We start from the raw sequence: 19,832 nt of genomic DNA on the forward strand, positions 1-19,832 counted from the left end.
TGGAAATGTGACAATTTGAAAATTAGAAAATGAATTATGGAAATGGAATACGAAAAAGATTTTGATACCTTCAAAAAAGAAATAACCTGGTTTATCAAGCCAAATTCCGATGTCACATTCGTTAAACGAGATTTTAGAATTAGCGAAGAATTCAGCAGCACATTTCCTAAATTAAGTTTCTTAATAGAAAAAGCCAGGATTTCAAATATCAAAATCGATAATCAAGATTATATTCTATTTGCTTGGAACAATCAAGAAGACCATATTTGCGGTTGGTTAAATAAAATAGAAAATGAAGCTTTTGAATTAATCTATGAGCATAGATTATTATTAAAAAACATTGGAGGCATCCAAGAATCATTTAATAGTCCTGAAAATTCTTTCTGCAATAATCAAAATTTTATGTTTATAAATTCCGAATGTTTTAAAGGAATTGGAGAATATGAAGATTACTATACCTCCACTTGTGAAGAAGAAAATTTTGAAAAAATAGATTTTTCTAACTTTTTATCTTTTGCATATGAAGCAAACGGAGCGTTGACAATGTACAATTCTAGTAATAAAGAAGTTTTCTTGTTTTCTCATGATCATAGTTTCGATAATGTGAGCTTTGTTAAAAATCAGCCGGAATACACATTTCATTCTTTTAAAAATGTTACAACGTTTATTGATTATGTAGAAGAGTTGGCTAATCAATGGATAGAATACATAAAATAAATGACAAAAGAACGCATCATATTAGGAATTGACCCCGGAACCACAATTATGGGTTTTGGATTAATTAGGGTCATCAATAAAAAAATGGAATTTTTGCAGTTAAACGAATTGCAATTGTCCAAATACGACAATCATTACCAAAAACTAAAAATCATTTTTGAAAGAACTATCGAATTAATCGAAACGCATCATCCAGATGAAATCGCGATTGAAGCACCTTTCTTTGGTAAAAACGTGCAGTCGATGTTGAAGTTGGGCCGTGCACAAGGCGTTGCAATGGCCGCAGGACTTTCAAGAGATATTCCGATTACGGAATACGAACCAAAAAAGATAAAAATGGCGATTACCGGAAACGGAAATGCCAGTAAAGAACAAGTTGCCAAAATGCTGCAACAACTTTTAGGTTTAAAAGAATTACCTAAAAACCTCGATTCAACAGATGGTTTGGCGGCTGCGGTTTGTCATTTCTTTAATTCAGGAAAAATCGTTGCAGGAAAAAGTTATACTGGCTGGGATGCTTTTGTGAAACAGAACGAGGATAAAATTAGGAAATGAGAAAATTAGTCAATTAGAAAATTTCTTATAGACTAGTTTTCATTATCTAATTATCAAATTGACAGATTATCTAATTAAAAATGAGCGGCATTTACATCCATATTCCTTTTTGCAAGCAGGCTTGCCATTATTGCGACTTTCATTTTTCGACTTCAATGAAAAAGAAAGACGAAATGGTTTTGGCATTAGCCAAAGAAATTACTGTGCGCAAAAACGAATTCACAAATGAAATCGTAGAAACCATTTATTTTGGCGGCGGAACTCCTTCTGTATTATCAAATGACGAAATCAACTTTTTAATTTCAGAAGTTTATAAAAACTATAAAGTTTCAGAAAATCCGGAAATTACTCTTGAAGCCAATCCGGATGATTTATCTGCTGAACGAATTTTGGAATTATCAAAAAGTCCAATAAATAGATTAAGTATTGGGATTCAGTCTTTTTATGAAGAAGATTTGAAGATGATGAATCGCTCTCATAATTCGGCTGAAGCCAAAAAATGCTTAGAAGAAGCGACCAAATATTTTGATAATATTTCGCTCGATTTGATTTACGGAATTCCTGGAATGAGTGATGAAATGTGGAAACAGAATATCGAAACGGCTTTGAGTTTTGGTATTCCGCATATTTCGAGTTATGCTTTAACGGTTGAACCGAAAACGGCTTTGAGCAAATTAATTCAAACCGGAAAAATTGCGGAACCTCAAGACGAAGTAGCTTCGAATCATTTTATGATTTTAGTTGAAACGCTTCAAAAAAATGGATTTATCCATTACGAATTATCCAATTTTGGAAAAGAGAATTATTTCTCCAAAAACAATTCGGCTTATTGGTTAGGAAAAAAATATATCGGCATCGGACCTTCAGCTCATAGTTATGACGGCATAAAAAGAGGCTGGAATATTGCTAATAATTCGTTGTATTTAAAAGCAATTCAAAATGATGAACTTCCAATTGAAACGGAAATCCTGACTATTTCAGATCGTTATAATGAATATATCATGACGGGTTTACGAACGATTTGGGGCGTTTCTTTAGAAAGAATTGAGAATGAATTTGGTTTGGAATATTTGAATTATCTGAAAAAACAATCTCAAAAATTTTTAAACGACGAATTACTTTCAATTGAAAATAACATTCTAAAACCAACTCCAAAGGGAAAATTTTTAACGGATGGAATTGCAAGTGATCTGTTTTATTTAAATTTGGAAGACTAAAATTAGCCACGAAGGCACAAAGGCGCAAATCAATTAAACTTTGTGACTTAGCGTCTTTGCGGCATAAAACCTAAACTTGTGTTAGCCAAAATTAACAACTTCGAAATTGACTTATCAAAACCTATTGATATCTCTATCCCTTTAACAAATACAGACGAAAACCCAATTGCCTGGTATATCGAAAAACCGGTTATTGAACCAGTAGTTTTTGGCGATTGGGTTGGGAAAGTTTCTGAAGGAAAATCATCTACGAATTTTAACAATATCTTCTTCAATCCGCATGGGCATGGAACGCACACGGAATGTTTGGGACATATTACGAATGATTTTTTCAGCATTAATAAATCGCTTAAAAAGTTTTTCTTTTTTGCTAAGTTGATTACGGTTGAGCCTGAAAAAATTGGAGATGATTTTGTGATTACAAAAGAGCAAGTTCAAAAAGCGTTGAGCGCTTCGACTTCGCTCAGCGTGACAAACGAGGCTTTAATTATTAGGACAATACCAAATCAAAAAGATAAAAAATCAAGAAAATATTCGAATACAAATCCGCCTTATTTGTCTGAAGAAGCTGCGATTTTCATCCGCGAAAGCGAAATTCAGCATTTATTGATCGATTTGCCAAGTGTTGATAAAGAGCATGACGAAGGTAAATTATTAGCACATAAAGCGTTTTGGAATGTAAAAGACACGCATAATCTAAATAATGATGCAAGATTGAATGCGACAATTACCGAAATGATTTATGTTCCAGACGAAATTGAAGATGGAAATTACATACTAAACCTGCAAATCGCTTCGTTTGAAAACGATGCAAGCCCATCAAAACCTATTTTATATAAGATTTAAAAGTTTGCCACGACCCGAGCGATAGCGAACAGGCGAAGCAATTTCACAAATTTTCACGAATTAATCCTGCTTTTTTTGCCACAGATTAAAGGATTAAAAATGATTAAATCTGTGTAAATCTTTTTAATCTGTGGCAGATAAAAAAAAAGAAATTAGAGAAAATTCGTGAAATTCGTGGCAAAAAAAAATAAACTATGATTAGTGTCTCAACAGATAAAACCAAACTTGACGTTCCGTTTATACAAAACTTTTTAAAAGATATTTATTGGGCAGCGGGACGAACTATTGAAGAAGTGCAGACAACAATTGATGCTTCAATTTGTTTTGGAATTTATTTAAACGACAAGCAAATTGGCTTTGCACGTGTGATTACCGATTATGTTGTTTTTGCTTATTTAATGGATGTTTTTATAACCGAAGAACATCGAGGAAAAGGATATTCGTCGATTTTAATTGAAACGATGATGAACGAACCTCAGCTTAAAGATGTCAAAATTTGGAGATTGGCGACAAGTGACGCTCACTTTTTATACGAGAAATTTGGATTTACAAAACTGAATCATCCAGAAAAAATGATGGAAAAAATAGTATGATGAACACAATTATTAAACTCGAAGAAACAGCTTTACTTATTCTGGGAATATTTCTTTTTAACCGTTTGAATTATGAATGGTGGTGGTTTTTGGTTTTAATTTTAGCTCCAGATTTATCCATGATTGGATATGCTTTCGGGAATAAAATTGGCGCATTTCTCTATAATCTCTTTCATCATAAAGGAATTGCGCTTTTAATTTATGGTTTAGGATATTATTTAAATGTTGAAAGTGTACAATTAGCCGGAATTATTTTATTTTCACATTCGGCAATGGATCGTATTTTTGGTTACGGTTTAAAATATGAAAAGGGTTTTAAATACACACATTTAGGTGAAATTGGTAAATAATAAATGATATGAATTTAGAAACGTTTTACGAATATTGTCTTTCAAAAAAAGGCGCAAGCGAACATTTTCCTTTTGATGAAGATACTTTGGTTTTTAAAGTAGGCGGTAAAATGTTTGCTTTATCTTCTTTATCTCAATGGGAAAAAAATGAAGCTTCGGTGAATTTAAAATGTGATCCAGACCGCGCACAGGAACTCAGAGCTGAATATGATGAGATAAAACCGGGATTTCATATGAGTAAAGTGCATTGGAATACGGTTGCATTAAACGGAAATCTTCCTGATAAATTTGTCAAAGAATTGATAGATCATTCGTATGAATTGGTTTTCAAAAGTTTGACAAAGAAAATTCAGAATGAAATTATCGAATTAGAAAATTAGGCATTACATTTGCACGGTAAGAAAAAAAACTTAGCAACTTAGTTACTATATAACTTAGCAACTTATACAACCATGAAAGAACAATTTAAAAAATTTCTAAACGAAGAACAAGATCCAAAAGCGATTGAAAAAATCACTTCAAAACTCAACGATTTATTGATGAAAGGCGAAGAAGTTGGATACATCGCAGTGCAAAAAAAACCTGCAATTACTGTTTTTCCTGATAGTATTGTATTAACAAACAAACGTATCATTATCTGTAAACCTAAAAATTTAGGTCTTTCTATGGATTTTACAGATTATACTTGGGATGATATTGCAAGTACTTTTGTAAAAGAAAATATCTTAGGTTCTGAATTTTCATTTGGTACAAAAACAGATTTAGCTGTTTCTATTGATTATATTCCGAAAATCCAGGCTAGAAAAATTTATACTTACGCTAAAGAACAATTGGATTTATTGAAAAATCCAGTTTCTGCAGGAGCACCAGTTCAGGAAGTTGTTGAACCTGTTTTTGAAGAGGAAACAGAAGAGGTTGAAGAAGTTGAAACTGAAGAAGTAACCAACTTTGCTGAAATTTTACCAGCAGCGCCAGTATATACTGAAACTTTTGAACCAATTCAGCCAGCACAGCCTTCAACCGGAGATCGTAAATTAAGTGAATTATCTAAAGAAGAACTTTTTGACAAATTACAGAATTACAAAAAACTTCTTGACAATGGTTTAATCATGCAGGGAGAATATGATGCTTATAAAAAAGAGATTTTAAGTTATATGTAATTTTAAAAGTACAAAGTGCAAAGTTTTTTTGACTTTGAGCTAAATAGAAAAGCCCGAAATAGAGATTCTATTTCGGGCTTTGTATTTAACTTTGTACTTAGAAACTTTGTGCTTTGAACCTATAAAGTTGCTTTCTGTTTGTCTAAAAAGTTATGCGATTGCAGTTCTAATAACTCCTTTGCATTTTTTCGCTGTAAATCATACAAGCCTTTATCTTCGGCAATATCAGCGTATACTCTGTCATGCATTTCTGCACTTGTTTTCATTAATAATTCACGTTGGTATTTATTTTGTTCCAAAGTAGCTTTCATTGCTGTTTCGGCTTCTTCTTGTTTAAAGTCGAATTCTCCTTTTGGTGCTAATAATTTGGCAATAATTGGAGACGTTTCGATTGCTAAAAACAACAACATTATAAAAAATGACGGAAGCCACGGCAGTTTATTTAACGCATTGATACGCGCCATTAATCCGTCAAAACCTTCAATAATTGGCTGTGTCTGCGAAACTTTTTTATCTAAATCTGCTTGAAGTTGTTTGCCTGCTTTTTCTTTTTCGGCAATTTTAGCTTCGTTTGTCTTTTTCAGCGTTTCAAATTCTTTTAAAGACGCATCGTGTTTTTCGCGTTTTTCTTTATAAACCGGGCCTTTTCCTAGTTTTTTAGTTCCGGCAGTTCCTTCAGCTTCTGTAATATAAGTCGAATAAAGAGCGTTTACTTCTTTTTCTTTCTTTACGATATCTGCTTTTAAAGCTGCAATTTCAGCCTTATTTTTATCTAAATCTGTTTTGAAATAAGTTCCAATTTGCTTTTTATTGGCCAATTCCATTTCGTTTTTCTCTTTCAATAAAACGGTATTGATTTCTTTTTCGAAAATTTTAATTTCTAGAGGTTTCGAAATTACAATAGCAATAATAATTGCCAGCATAATACGCGGAGTCGCTTGCAGAAATTCATCCATAAAGCGGTCTCTTTTTTTAATTGTAGAAACGATAAATCGGTCTAAATTAAAAATCAATAAACTCCAAACAAACCCAAAAATTAAAGCCGGATAAATAGAGTCAAAAACGGTAAAAAGTGCATAAGAACTGGCTAAAAACGCCATTACAGCGGTAAAGAATACGGTGGCACCAATACCAACATATTTGGTTTGTTCGCCTTCTGAACATCCTTCTAATAAATCTCGGTCGGCACCGGAACAAAGGATAAAAAATTGTTTTAACATGATTGATGATTTTTGATTGTGATTGATACGGCAAATTTAACGCCAAATTTTCAATTACGTTCAAAATATCGATTTGTTTTTAGCTGCAAATCAATTATTTGAGACATAAATGTTAGTTAAACATTAATAAGAATAAGGAATAACTGACTAATCATAACACTATGTTAATTTTTTTAAAGGGTTTTAGTAATATTAAGAGTCTAGTTTCGCAAAGAATCAAACTAAACACACAATGAAAAAAATCAATTTATTACTAATGTTCTTATTTTTAGCCGTTTCGGGTTATGCGCAAAAAGCGATAATTTCCGGAAAAGTGCTGGATGCAGACGACAAACTTCCGCTTCCGGGAGCGATGGTCCAGATTGTTGGAGAAAACAAATACACGATTTCTGACTACAACGGCCGTTTTGAATTATTAAATATTAATGCAGGGACTTATAAAGTTGAAGTAAAATATATTGGATATACTTCTATAACTCATGAAATTACTGTTGAACAAAGCAAAAACAATGTTTTAGATTTCGCTCTTAAAACTTCTGGAACAGAGCTGAATGAAGTTGTTGTTGGAGATATCTTAAAAGGTCAGGCAAAAGCGCTGAATCAGCAAAAAAACAATAAAAATATCGGAAACGTAATTTCGTCAGACCAAATGGGGCGTTTTCCAGATGCCAATGTTGGAGACGCTTTAAAACGTGTTCCGGGTATTACAATGCAAAATGACCAGGGTGAAGCCCGTAATATTATTATTAGAGGTTTGGCTCCGTCTTTAAACTCGGTTACTTTAAATGGTGATAGAATTCCTTCTGCAGAAGGAGATAACAGAAATGTACAAATGGATTTAATTCCATCTGATATGATTTCTACTATTGAAGTAAACAAAACTTTGACTTCAGATATGGATGCTGACGCTATTGGAGGTTCTGTAAACTTGATTACAAGAGCAACTCCAAATGGAGAAAGAATTTCTGCAACGCTTGCGGGGGGGTATTTACCAATACGTGAACATGCAAGTTATACAGCAGGTTTTGTATACGGAAATCGTTTTTTCGATAATAAATTAGGAGCTGTTTTCAGCGGTTCTTATAACAATGTTGATTACGGATCTGATAACGTAGAAAACGAATGGGTAAAAGATGATTTTGGAAATGAATATTTACAAGCTTCAGAAATTAGAAAATATGATGTACAGCGTATTCGCCGCAGCGGATCAATTGCTTTAGATTATAAATTTAATGAAAACAATACCATTTTTGCTAATGCCATTTACAACTGGAGAGACGATAGAGAAAACCGTTTTAGAACGACTTATGATGATATCGAACCTATTTATAATGGTGAACAAATTACAGGTTTTGAAGGCCGTGTAAAACGTCAGACAAAAGGTGGTTTAGATAATAGCAGAAACAAAAACAGAAGATTAGAAGATCAAAGAGTGCAGAATTATTCTCTTCGCGGAGAGCATTTAATCAATTCCAGTTTAGATTTAGACTGGTCTGCAAATTATGCGAAAGCTAGAGAATATCGTCCGGGAGAGCGTTATATCGAATATCGTCAGACAGGTTTACAAATGACTGAAAATTTTTCTGATTTAAAATTCCCATTGGTTACAACAACTGGAGAAGCTTTAGATCAATTTGAATTTGATTCGGTTTCTGAAAATACAGATGAAACAAGCGAAAGTGAATTTGGTGCAAAAGTTAATATCCGTTTTCCTTTTACGATTATTCCAGCTCAAAAAGGAAGATTGAGAACGGGTCTTAGACTTCGTTTGAAAGAAAAAGAAAGAAACAATACTTTCTTTACTTACGAACCAATTAATGACGGAATGGATTTATTATCTGAAATTTCGACAACTACTTTTGATGGTAAAAATTTCAATCCGGGAACTAAATATGTACCGGGAACTTTTGCTTCGGCAAATTTCTTAGGAAATCTTGATTTAAACAATCCAGCTTTATTTGATAAAGAATCAGATCCATCAGAATTTTTAGCGGTAAACTATAATGCAAAAGAAAGTATTTATGCTGCTTACGTAAGATGGGATCAGGATTTTAACGACAAACTTTCTATGGTTTTAGGTTTCCGTATGGAAAATACACATATTGATTATACTGGAAACCGTGTTTTGGATGAAGAAGAATTAGAAAGCAAAATCAACACGACAAACTCTTACACAAATTTACTGCCAAGTATTTCTTTTCAATATAATGCTACTAAGGATTTAGTTTTAAGAGCTGCAGCAACTACCGCTTTAGCAAGACCAAACTATTATGCATTAGCACCTTATGTAAACAATATCGCTTCAGATAAAGAAATTACAGCCGGAAATCCAGATCTTGATGCAACATACTCATATAATTATGATTTCATGGCCGAGAATTATTTCAAATCTGTTGGTTTAATTTCCGGAGGTGTTTTCTACAAAAGATTAAATGATTTCATTTACAACTACAGTGATAATGAATACGACAGTGTGAAATTTGCAAATGATTTCCCTAATCAGACAAACCCAATTCCGGTGGGTGAAAACTGGTCATTTTTACAATCTCGAAATGGTGATACAGTTGATGTTTACGGATTTGAAGTCGCATTTCAACGTCAGTTAGATTTTCTTCCGGGTCAATTCTTAAAAGGTTTTGCAGTTTATTTAAACTATACGTACACAAAATCTAAAGCAAAAGGAATTGCCGATGAAGATGGAAACGAAAGAAAAGATATCAGCCTTCCGGGAACTACTCCACATATGTTTAACGGATCTTTATCTTGGGAAAACAAACGTTTTTCTGCAAGAATTTCAACCAACTTTACTTCTGATTATTTAGATGAATTAGGTTCAGAATCGTATAAAGACAGTTATTACGACAAACAGTTTTTCTTAGATGCCAATGCTGCTTTCAAGATTACGCCAAAACTTCGTCTTTTTGCCGAAGCTAATAACTTAACAAATCAGCCATTGCGTTACTACCAAGGAATTGAAACGCATACAAAACAAGTAGAATATTACCAGGCTCGTTACAATTTTGGATTGAAATTAGACTTGTAATAATCCATTTATAAATTTCTTAAATTAGACAGGACTTTACCGTTCTGTCTAATTTCATTTAAAATAAAACACCTAATGAAAAACAAATCTATACTTGCTTTTTTATTTTTGAGCCTTTCATTTACAGCTTGTAAAGACGATAAATTAGCGCAAATTCAACCAAATGCGGTAAAACCAACAACGGTTACCGAAACTTTGCCTCACGATACAGACGATCCTTCTATATGGATTAACCCAGCCGATGCAACAAAAAGTATTATTGTGGGAACGGATAAAGATACCGACGGTGGTTTGTATGCTTTTGATTTGAATGGAAAAATCCTTAAAAAATCAATTGTTTTACAACGTCCAAATAATGTTGATATCGCTTACGGATTAATCATCGACGGAAAAAAAGTAGATATTGCAGTTACTACTGAACGTGAAACCAACAAAATAAGAATTTTCAGTTTACCTGATTTAGAACCAATTGATAATGGCGGAATTCCAGTTTTTGAAGGCGAAACAGAAAGAGATCCAATGGGAGTTTCTTTATATACACGTCCAAGCGATCAGAAGATTTTTGCTATTGTAGGAAGAAAAACGGGTCCGACTGGAAGTTATTTATGGCAGTATGAACTTTCTGGAAACGGAAAATTTGCTGCTGCAAAAGTGGTTCGTAAATTTGGAACTTACAGCGGTAAAAAAGAAATTGAAGCAATTGCTGTTGACAACGAATTAGGTTTTGTTTACTATTGCGACGAACAAGTCGGCATTAGAAAACACAAAGCTGATCCGGCTTTAAATGATAATAAAGAATTGGCTTTCTTTGGTCAAAAAGATTTTAAAGCAGATCACGAAGGAATCGCGATTTACAAAAAAACAGATTCTACAGGATATATTTTAGTTTCAAACCAACAGGCAAATTCTTTTATGGTTTATCCGAGAGAAGGCGCAAAAGGAAATCCAAACAAGCACACTTTATTGGCAGAAGTTCCAACGTCAACAGTGGAATGTGATGGTGCCGATGTTACAAGCGTAAATTTAGGTCCAAAATACAAAAACGGACTTTTCGTAGCCATGAGCAATGGAATGACGTTTCATTATTATGCGTGGGATTTAATCCAGAAACGTATTGATGAATCTAAAAAATAAGTTTTCAGTCACAGTCGCAGTTTTCAGTTTTTACTGAGACTGGAAACTGCGACTGAAAACTAAATGTCAGGCTGAGCGAAGTCGAAGCCCTCGAAACGCAAAAGCTCTTCGACTTCGCTCAGAGTGACATTGCAACCGTACCGTGACTGAACACTAAAAAATCTGAACACTGAATACTAAAAAAAAGCTGTTCATAACTGAACAGCTTTTTTAATTTGAATTAAATAATTCCTCTTATTCTGTAATCGGTGCGCCTGCTAAGATTTCAGCATTTGCAAACTCTTCAAACTTGGCAAAATTAGCTTTGAATTTCTGAGCTAATTCCAGCGCTTTTTTATCGTATAAATCTTTGTCTTCCCACGTATTTCTAGGATTTAAAATTTCCTCTGGAACGTTTGGACAAGATTGTGGTTTTGCAATTCCAAATACTGCGTGATTTTTGTATTCTACATTATCCAGTTCTCCGTTTAATGCAGCTGTAATCATGGCGCGAGTATATTTTAGTTTCATACGGCTTCCTGTTCCGTATGCACCGCCAGTCCATCCTGTGTTGATTAACCAAACTTTTACATCAGCATCTTTCATTTTTTTGCTTAACATTTCAGCATATTTTGTTGGATGTAAAGGCATAAAAGGCGCTCCAAAACAAGCAGAGAAATTAGGCTGTGGTTCTGTAACTCCAGCCTCAGTTCCGGCAACTTTTGCTGTATATCCAGAAATAAAATGGTAAGCAGCCTGCCCTGGAGTTAATCTTGAAATTGGAGGCAGAATTCCGAAAGAATCTGCTGTAAGGAAAAATATATTTTTTGGGTTATGACCAATAGAACCCGGCTGAATATTGTCAATATGTGTTATTGGGTAACTTACACGAGTGTTTTGAGTGATCGAAACATCATCATAATCCACTTCTTTAGTTCCTGCTTTAAAAACCACATTTTCTAAAAGCGCACCTTTTTTGATTGCTCTGTAAATGTCCGGTTCGTTTTCTTCTGTTAAGTTGATTACTTTAGCGTAGCATCCGCCTTCAAAGTTGAAAACAGTATTTTCACCAGTCCATCCGTGTTCATCGTCTCCGATTAATTTACGTTCCGGATCTGCAGATAAAGTTGTTTTTCCTGTTCCTGATAATCCGAAGAAAATGGCTGTATCTCCGTTTTTACCAACATTAGCGCTACAATGCATTGGTAATGTATTTTCAAAAACCGGTAAAATGAAGTTTAAGGCAGAGAAAATTCCTTTTTTCATTTCTCCTGTATAACCCGTTCCGCCAATTAAAGCTACTTTTTTAGTAAAATCTAAAATAGCAAAGTTAGACTGACGTGTTCCGTCTACAGCAGGATCTGCCATAAAACTTGGAGCACAAACTACAGTCCATTCTGGAGTAAAGTTTGCCAGTTCAGCTTCTTCCGGACGCAAAAACATATTATAACAGAACAAATTTGACCAGGCTGTTTCGGTAACAACACGAACGTTTAGTCTATAATTTGGATCTGAACACACGTAAGCATCACGAACAAAAACCTCTTTGTCAGATAAAAACTTGGTTACCTTATTATATAATTTCTCAAAAGCTTCTGGTGAAAACGGAATATTTACATTTCCCCACCATACTTTATCTTCTGTAATGCTGTCTTTTACAATAAAACGATCTTGTGGAGAACGTCCTGTAAATTCACCTGTATTAATTGCCAAAGCACCTGTAGAGGCCTCAACACCTTGTCCTGACTGCACAGTTATTGCATGCAGTTCATCTGCTGATAACTGGTAACGAACCGTTGCATTTTCTATTCCTAATTCTTTTAACGAAATCGATTGCGCGAAAAGTGTGTTATTGTCCATAAATTTAATGTTGTGTTGTATGTTATTTTTTGGTGCAACAAAATATAATTTTACTTATTCTTAAACGTAAAGTCCAAGTTTGCAAATTGTTATATTTTTTATCAAAGGAGACAAAAAGTATTAAAAATTCACATAAGTAACGTTATATGTTAATTATGAGACAAAATTAAAGATTAATTTTTACACAGAATTTTTTTTTCTGGATTTTATGATTTTTTCCTCAAAATAGTAAGAAATAATACCGCCCAGCCAATAATTAATAAGAATCCGCCCAAAGGTGTTGCGAATACGATAATTTTAGAATCAAAAACTGTAAGACTTTTAGTAGCTAATAAATAAATAGATCCGCTAAAGAGAACAACACCGGCAACAACTAAATTGTAGATTGTTTTTAAGGTTTTTTCGGCGATGTCTTTTCTGGTTGAAAGAAAAAGTAAAAAAAGAGCGTGGTACATTTGGTAACGAACACCAACTTCAAAAGTGTTTAACTCTTCGACAGCCAGATATTTCTTTAGCAAATGCGCTCCAAAAGCACCAAAAATAATGGCTAACATTCCTATAAAGGCTCCAGTTAAAACTATTCTTCTTTTCATATTTTCCAGATTTTTAATTTCAAACAAAAATACTTCATCCTATTCAATATTCATTTTAGTTTTTAAAATATTTCAGCTCTTAAAATGACTTTTTTGTTCGATTTACGAATTAAATAATTATCATTTTTGAAATTATATTTGTTATATTTATAACATTTTAATATGTTTGTGTTAAATATTAGAGTTATGAGAAGCGTTTTAATAATTGGAGCCGGCAGATCAGCATCTTCGCTGATTCGTTACTTACTTGCAAAATCAGAAACCGAAAACCTGCATCTTGTTGTTGCCGATTTGTCTTTGGCTTTAGCCGAGAAAAAAACACAAAAGCATCCAAATGCAACTCCAATTGCTTTAGATATTTTTAATACCGAAGAAAGACGTGTCGCTATTGAAAAAGCTTCGATTGTAATTTCGATGCTTCCGGCACATTTACATATCGAAATCGCAAAAGATTGTCTGCAGTTTAAAAAACATCTTGTAACCGCATCTTATATAAGTGATGCGATGCAGGCTCTTGATGAAGAAGCGAAAAAGAACAACCTGATTTTCATGAACGAAATTGGTCTTGATCCGGGAATCGACCACATGAGCGCCATGAAAGTTATTGACGAAATCACATCAAAAGGCGGTAAAATGCTTTTGTTTGAATCGTTTTGCGGCGGTTTAGTCGCTCCCGAATCTGATAATAATTTATGGAATTATAAATTTACCTGGGCGCCTCGAAATGTGGTTTTGGCCGGACAAGGCGGAGCAGCAAAATTTATTCAGGAAGGCACTTATAAATATATTCCGTACAGCGCATTATTTCGCCGGACAGAATTTCTTGAAGTCGAAGGTTACGGAAAATTTGAAGCCTACTCCAACCGTGATTCGCTTAAATACAGATCAATTTACGGACTTGATGATGTCCTGACCTTATATAGAGGAACAATTAGAAGAGTTGGTTTTTCGAAAGCGTGGAATATGTTCGTGCAGCTCGGAATGACGGATGACAGTTATGTTATCGAAGATTCTGAAAACATGAGCTATCGTCAATTTATGAATTCCTTTCTTCCGTATCATCCAACAGATTCTGTTGAAATTAAGACACGTTTTATCCTTAAAATTGATCAGGACGATATTATGTGGGATAAGCTTTTAGAATTGGATTTATTTAACCCAAACAAAAAAGTAAACCTGCCAAATGCTACTCCGGCTCAAATTTTAGAAAAAATCTTAACCGACAGCTGGGCGCTTGAACCAGATGATAAAGATATGATCGTGATGTATCATAAATTTGGTTATGAATTAAACGGCGATAAAAAACAAATCGATTCAAAAATGGTTTGTATTGGCGACGATCAAACTTATACGGCGATGGCAAAAACAGTCGGACTTCCGGTTGCGATGGCAACTTTGCTGATTTTAAATGGAAAAATTACAACTCCGGGCGTTCAGCTTCCGATAAAAAAAGAAGTTTACGAACCAATATTAAAGGAATTAGAAGAGTACGGCGTTATTTTTAACGAACAAGGCGTACCTTATTTTGGATACAATCCGGATTTATTTTAATCCTGATCTCACTTTTTATTTTTAGAATTTTTTTTAGTTTATTTTTCCGCTTCCAGATTTTTCTGAAAGCGGATTTTTTTATTTTTTAGACTTAAAGGGACAGCGCTATAGGCTTCTTGACAAACGTTTAGATTTTTATAAATTCTATGATTTTATTTGCAATTTCATTTTGTCCATTTTCGCTAATCAGATAATTTCTATCATTTTCATTTGTCAAATAGCCAATTTCTACTAATAATGCAGGACATTTTGAGTTTTTAAGCACAAAGTAATTTGCATCTTTAACCTCACCTTTGGCAAGTTTTCCATTTGAGATTTTATCAACTAAATTTTCAGCCTTTTCCTTTGATTCTTCATAAAAACCATTTTGTTTTGAAACATACGCATTTACCCCATTTTCATTCAAATTTTCTGAACTATTTACATGCAAAGAAATGACCAAACTTGGGTTTATTTTGTTTATTTTCGATACTCTTTCGCTTAATTCAATAAAGCTGTCATCTTTTCTAAGCAAAATAATTTCAATTTCATCTTTACCATTTAATAGCTTTATTTTATTTGCAATATTTTCTACAATTTTCTTTTCTTGCCCGGAACCAATCTGCGCTCCAATATCTTCTCCTCCATGTCCGGCATCAATTACTATCGTTTTTTTACTGCTCAATGGCAATGGTTTAAAAGCTAATATCAAAAAGATTGTTAAAAGGCCAAAAACAGCTAAAGACTGCATCATTAGATCTTTTGTTTTTGAAGTGATTTTTGTCATCATAATAAGTCGTTTTTTTGTTGATAAAAAATTTAAATTACTAGTCAAATAAATGGGTTTGGAAATGTTGAATTTGTTGAGCAAAAGGTTCTGATATAAATAAACATCATTATGTGCTGCTATTACATTTTCATCTGCCAAAAACTCATGATTAAGCTGAATGGCTTTTTTGTAAAAAATAAAGATAGGATTGAACCAAAATAACGTTTTCAAAACTTCTATAAAAATCACATCAAGAGTATGTTTTTGCTTTACATGGGCAATTTCATGCGTAAACAATTCTTGTTCTATTAGTCCATTTTCAAAATCATTTTGATTCATGTAAATGGAATTCCAAAACGAATAAGGCAATGTTTTCTCTAAGAGTAAAACCATTCTTATGTTTTGATACACAATGATTTTAGATACTTTAGCCTTAGATGTGATTTTATAAATATTTTGAACAAACCGATAACTTAGTATTAAAGTAATTAAGCCATAAATTATCCATAATAGAGAAAGCCAGTAATTGGTTTGTTCATCTTTGTTTATATCTATCAATTCTGTTTGAATTGGAAGATGGCCTGTATTAGTCGAAAACGGAATTGCATTATTGTACACAATAGGAATATCTTGTTGAATTTCAAAAGACATAAAAGGAACCACTATTGAAAACAATAAACTGACTAATAAAAAATACCTGTTGAAGCGAAACATTTTTTCTTTTTGCAAGAGCAAAAGATATACAACCAAAAGAACGCTTAAACTAACTGTCGATTTTATTAGAAAGTCTGTCATTTTTTCTTTTTTTGAATTTCTGAATCTATTATTTTCCTAAGATCTTCTAATTCTGAAGCCGACAAATTGGTTTCGGTCGTAAAAAAAGAAGCAAATTGTGAAGCCGAATTATTAAAGAAATTGCTAATAAGTCCTTTTACATGTTTTGAGAAATAATCCGTTTTTTTAACCAAAGGATAATATTCTCTCGAATTTCCAAATTCATTATAAGCAACAAATTTTTTGTCGATCATTCGTTTTAAAAGCGTTGCTACGGTTGTTGTTGCCGGTTTTGGTTTTGGATACGCTTCCAGTAAATCTTTCATAAAAGCCTTTTCAAGCTTCCAAAGATGTTCCATTAATTGTTCTTCTGAGTTTGATAGCTGCATATTTTTAAGGTCTAAGATTCTGAGTTGCTAAGTTTCTAAGTTTTTTCTTTTAGGGTTTAAACAATTCTTTATCGTTCTACATTTATAGATTTTATTCTACAAATGTAGAGTTAAAATTTTAATATGCAAATTTATTTAGGAAAAATTTATTTTAAGTCACACAAAAACAAAGCTTTAAGGACATTTTTTTTAATTGCCTCCAGCTTTAGCTGGAGGTGTAGAAGGAACTCAAGAGAAAAGGCTTTAGCCAAATTTGTATTGTATTTAATTAAAACAAAATCCCTAATAGTTCGGCTAAAGCCAATGCTAATCTCTTTTAAAACCTCCAGCTAAAACTGGAGGCAATTCAAAAAATCTTTGTTTCTTTCCAAAAAAAAATCCGCTCATTTCTGAACGGATTCTATATCTAAAAAAATCTTAGTGTCTTAGCGCCTTCGCGGCAAAAACACCTTATTTACTCAATTCCACAAAATACTTATAAAACAACGGAATAGTTTCAATTCCTTTCAAGTAATTAAAGATTCCGAAATGTTCATTTGGCGAGTGAATTGCATCGCTGTCCAAACCAAATCCCATCAAAATCGTTTTGCTTTTTAGTTCTTTCTCAAACAAAGCCACAATTGGAATACTTCCGCCAGAACGAACCGGAATTGCCGGAACCCCAAACGTTTCTGTATACGCTTTATTGGCAGCCTGATATCCAATGCTGTCAATTGGCGTAACGTAACCTTGTCCACCGTGGTGAGGCGTCACTTTTACCGTAACTCCGGCCGGAGCAATACTTGTAAAATGTTTTGTAAAAAGTTCTGTAATTTCAACCCAATCCTGATTTGGAACCAAACGCATTGAGATTTTAGCAAAAGCTTTACTCGCAATAACCGTTTTAGCACCTTCGCCAGTGTAACCGCCCCAAATTCCGTTTACGTCTAATGTTGGACGGATGGAGTTGCGCTCGTTAGTTACATAACCTTTTTCGCCGTAAACATCTGCGATGTTTAAAGCATTCTTATATTTTTCTAAACTAAAAGGCGCTTTTGCCATTTCAGCTCTTTCTTCTGCAGATAATTCCTGAACTTTATCATAGAATTCCGGAATCGTAATATGATTGTCTTCGTCATGAAGAGAAGCGATCATTTTTGCCAAAATATTAATTGGGTTCGCCACAGCACCTCCATATAAACCAGAATGCAAATCGCGGTTTGGACCTGTAACTTCAACCTCAACATAACTCAAACCTCTTAAACCTGTCGTGATTGATGGTTGTTGGTTAGAAATCATTCCCGTATCTGAAATCAAGATAACGTCGTTTTTCAGTTTTTCCTGATTGCGTTCTACAAACCAAGCCAAACTTGCCGAACCAACTTCTTCTTCACCTTCGATCATGAATTTAACGTTACAAGGCAAATTATTAGTTTGCACCATATATTCAAGCGCTTTTACGTGCATGTACATCTGACCTTTGTCGTCACACGCTCCACGCGCGAAGATTGCGCCTTCTGGGTGAATATCTGTAGTTTTTATAACGGGTTCAAAAGGCGGTGAAGTCCATAATTCTAATGGATCTGGCGGTTGAACATCGTAGTGTCCGTAAACTAAAACTGTTGGAAGATTTGGGTCGATTATTTTTTCTCCATAAATAATTGGATAACCCGGAGTATCGCAAACTTCAACTAAATCGCAGCCTGCTTTTGATAAACTTTCTTTTACAGCCTCTGCTGTATCAATAACATCTTGTGAATATGCAGTGTCGGCACTTACCGACGGAATCTTTAATAATTCGATCAATTCATTGATAAACCGATCTTTATGTTGTTGAACGTAGGACTTAATATTTTCCATTTAAATAATTTTTATAGAAAACCAAAAGTACAAAAAAGAGAATTAATATTTTTTTTGAAATTTTTCTTTGAATATTCGAAAGTATGCTTATCTTTGCACCCACAATTACGCGGATATGGTGAAATTGGTAGACATGCCAGACTTAGGATCTGGTGCCGCAAGGCGTGTAGGTTCGAGTCCTATTATCCGCACCAACATTAAGGCTTAAATTACTGAAATTCAGTTTTTTAAGTCTTTTTTATTTTTATTCTACCCCCAATTTTACCCCTTTTTCTCTTTATTAACGTAAATTAATCTAATTTGATTTGCTTAAACTTCCAATTATATGTTGATTTCTTAAATGTATTTTATTTTTGATTGATACTATAAATAAAACTCAGAGAAAAAAAATTATAATGATTGCTTTAAATGAGAAAGATTAAGTTATCTCAATTTAAGTGGAGGGTAGAGGAAAAAATAAGGAGAGGGGGGCATTTGTAAATTTGGTGGTTACTTAGGAAGAGACATAGGGTATATTATAAATTTTGACATATATAATACTGCATATACAATTTGGCTTTATAACAGCAGCAGGAAGATGGTTATAATTGCATCTTTAGATGACAGTAGATCCGTGGCGCAGTTATACAATATTTAAACCCGTCTTTAAAACGGGCTTGCTTTACAAATCATAAGTTCAAGTTTAAAAAGATTTCAACAAAAAAATTAATTTCTTGGTAGCGGAGTATTATCCTCCGATTTTTCTCTTCGATCTTCTGGAAATGATGGTCTTTCAAGTGGCTGTGTTCTTGGTTCGTCGTCGTCTAGCATAATTGAGTATTTTTAATTATTAAAATTGTTGATATAAAGAATAAAGTAACCAATGTTAAAATTATAAAAGTTTTTGAAACATATAAATCAAATGATCGAGTATCGTTAATTTTTGTGTTTTCATCTGTTATACGTATTAACCTATCTATTAAATCATCTTCAAAAGTTATTTTTTGCCCCTCTTCAACTAAATTGTTATAATCTGAAATAGTAATTTTTTGATATTTTCGAATTGATTTTAAATAGGAAATATTAGGGTAATTAAAACCCCGTAAATAATTATTATATGATTTTACAAGAAATAATATACTCAAAGCAATGAAACAAATTGCAAGTGAAAATAGTATTCCTAATAAGATATTACATTCGAGATGTTTAAAAAATTTATCATTGGAAAAATGGATGTGCTAACTTAGCATGGAGTTCTAGTTAAGAACTAAATCTTAACTTTAGA

At 33.3% G+C, this 19,832-nt stretch carries 17 protein-coding genes and 1 tRNA gene; 12 read left to right on the forward strand and 6 right to left on the reverse strand.

Going from position 1 to position 19,832, the window contains the following annotated elements; translation table 11 throughout:
• Positions 1-36 precede the first annotated feature (36 nt).
• The 8 genes from ACODSB_RS01310 to ACODSB_RS01345 all read left to right on the forward strand — a co-directional run bounded on the left by ACODSB_RS01310 (position 37) and on the right by ACODSB_RS01345 (position 5,438).
• Positions 37-717 carry a hypothetical protein gene (locus ACODSB_RS01310; protein WP_488935718.1) on the forward strand — a complete coding sequence of 227 codons (681 nt, stop codon included), beginning with the start codon at positions 37-39 and terminating at the stop codon, positions 715-717.
• Positions 718-1,272, forward strand: a complete 555-nt coding sequence (ruvC, locus tag ACODSB_RS01315; RefSeq protein WP_053469969.1) for a crossover junction endodeoxyribonuclease RuvC — start codon at positions 718-720, stop codon at positions 1,270-1,272.
• A gap of 80 nt (positions 1,273-1,352) precedes the next feature.
• A complete protein-coding gene (gene hemW / locus ACODSB_RS01320; RefSeq protein ID WP_488935719.1) occupies positions 1,353-2,489 on the forward strand; it encodes a radical SAM family heme chaperone HemW in 1,137 nt (378 codons plus the stop codon).
• A gap of 78 nt (positions 2,490-2,567) precedes the next feature.
• Positions 2,568-3,335 (forward strand): cyclase family protein, encoded by a 768-nt coding sequence (locus ACODSB_RS01325; RefSeq protein ID WP_488935720.1) that lies wholly within the window; start codon positions 2,568-2,570, stop codon positions 3,333-3,335.
• 194 nt (positions 3,336-3,529) lie between these two features.
• Positions 3,530-3,928, forward strand: coding sequence for a GNAT family N-acetyltransferase (locus tag ACODSB_RS01330; protein WP_488935721.1), 399 nt, complete (start codon positions 3,530-3,532; stop codon positions 3,926-3,928).
• Entirely contained in the window at positions 3,928-4,278 is a 351-nt protein-coding gene (locus tag ACODSB_RS01335) for a DUF4260 domain-containing protein (RefSeq protein WP_488935731.1), read from the forward strand. Before ACODSB_RS01330 ends, ACODSB_RS01335 begins: the two co-directional genes overlap by 1 nt.
• Positions 4,279-4,286: 8 nt before the next feature.
• A complete protein-coding gene (locus ACODSB_RS01340) occupies positions 4,287-4,658 on the forward strand; it encodes an MmcQ/YjbR family DNA-binding protein (protein WP_488935722.1) in 372 nt (123 codons plus the stop codon).
• A gap of 72 nt (positions 4,659-4,730) precedes the next feature.
• Positions 4,731-5,438, forward strand: coding sequence for a PH domain-containing protein (locus ACODSB_RS01345; protein WP_053469962.1), 708 nt, complete (start codon positions 4,731-4,733; stop codon positions 5,436-5,438).
• A gap of 119 nt (positions 5,439-5,557) precedes the next feature.
• On the opposite strand, the gene ACODSB_RS01350 is transcribed toward ACODSB_RS01345, so the two are convergent.
• A complete protein-coding gene (locus ACODSB_RS01350; protein WP_488935723.1) occupies positions 5,558-6,658 on the reverse strand; it encodes a DUF4407 domain-containing protein in 1,101 nt (366 codons plus the stop codon).
• 232 nt (positions 6,659-6,890) lie between these two features.
• Between ACODSB_RS01350 and ACODSB_RS01355 the strand changes: the two genes are divergently transcribed.
• On the forward strand, positions 6,891-9,701 hold the full coding sequence (locus ACODSB_RS01355; RefSeq protein WP_488935724.1) for a TonB-dependent receptor: 2,811 nt from the start codon (positions 6,891-6,893) through the stop codon (positions 9,699-9,701).
• Between the two features lie 75 nt (positions 9,702-9,776).
• Positions 9,777-10,835, forward strand: coding sequence for a phytase (locus tag ACODSB_RS01360; protein WP_488935725.1), 1,059 nt, complete (start codon positions 9,777-9,779; stop codon positions 10,833-10,835).
• A 234-nt stretch (positions 10,836-11,069) separates the two neighbouring features.
• Here the strand turns inward: ACODSB_RS01360 and pckA are convergent, their stop codons facing one another.
• Complete coding sequence (gene pckA, locus ACODSB_RS01365) at positions 11,070-12,674, reverse strand: phosphoenolpyruvate carboxykinase (ATP) (RefSeq protein WP_053469958.1); 1,605 nt, start codon at positions 12,672-12,674, stop codon at positions 11,070-11,072.
• Between the two features lie 206 nt (positions 12,675-12,880).
• Positions 12,881-13,267, reverse strand: a complete 387-nt coding sequence (locus ACODSB_RS01370; RefSeq protein ID WP_053469957.1) for a DUF423 domain-containing protein — start codon at positions 13,265-13,267, stop codon at positions 12,881-12,883.
• A gap of 186 nt (positions 13,268-13,453) precedes the next feature.
• Between ACODSB_RS01370 and ACODSB_RS01375 the strand changes: the two genes are divergently transcribed.
• Complete coding sequence (locus ACODSB_RS01375; RefSeq protein ID WP_488935726.1) at positions 13,454-14,818, forward strand: saccharopine dehydrogenase family protein; 1,365 nt, start codon at positions 13,454-13,456, stop codon at positions 14,816-14,818.
• Between the two features lie 127 nt (positions 14,819-14,945).
• Here the strand turns inward: ACODSB_RS01375 and ACODSB_RS01380 are convergent, their stop codons facing one another.
• From ACODSB_RS01380 to ACODSB_RS01390, 3 genes are all read right to left on the reverse strand, one after another.
• On the reverse strand, positions 14,946-16,361 hold the full coding sequence (locus tag ACODSB_RS01380) for an N-acetylmuramoyl-L-alanine amidase (protein WP_488935727.1): 1,416 nt from the start codon (positions 16,359-16,361) through the stop codon (positions 14,946-14,948).
• Positions 16,358-16,729 (reverse strand): BlaI/MecI/CopY family transcriptional regulator, encoded by a 372-nt coding sequence (locus tag ACODSB_RS01385; RefSeq protein WP_056207485.1) that lies wholly within the window; start codon positions 16,727-16,729, stop codon positions 16,358-16,360. The genes ACODSB_RS01380 and ACODSB_RS01385 overlap by 4 nt, the downstream gene beginning before the upstream one ends.
• Positions 16,730-17,179: 450 nt before the next feature.
• Positions 17,180-18,568 (reverse strand): dipeptidase, encoded by a 1,389-nt coding sequence (locus ACODSB_RS01390; protein ID WP_488935728.1) that lies wholly within the window; start codon positions 18,566-18,568, stop codon positions 17,180-17,182.
• A 109-nt stretch (positions 18,569-18,677) separates the two neighbouring features.
• On the opposite strand from ACODSB_RS01390, the gene ACODSB_RS01395 reads away from it, so the two are divergent.
• Positions 18,678-18,762, forward strand: a tRNA-Leu gene (locus ACODSB_RS01395).
• The last annotated feature ends 1,070 nt before the right edge of the window (positions 18,763-19,832 follow it).

Source organism: Flavobacterium sp. FG68 (assembly GCF_057808895.1).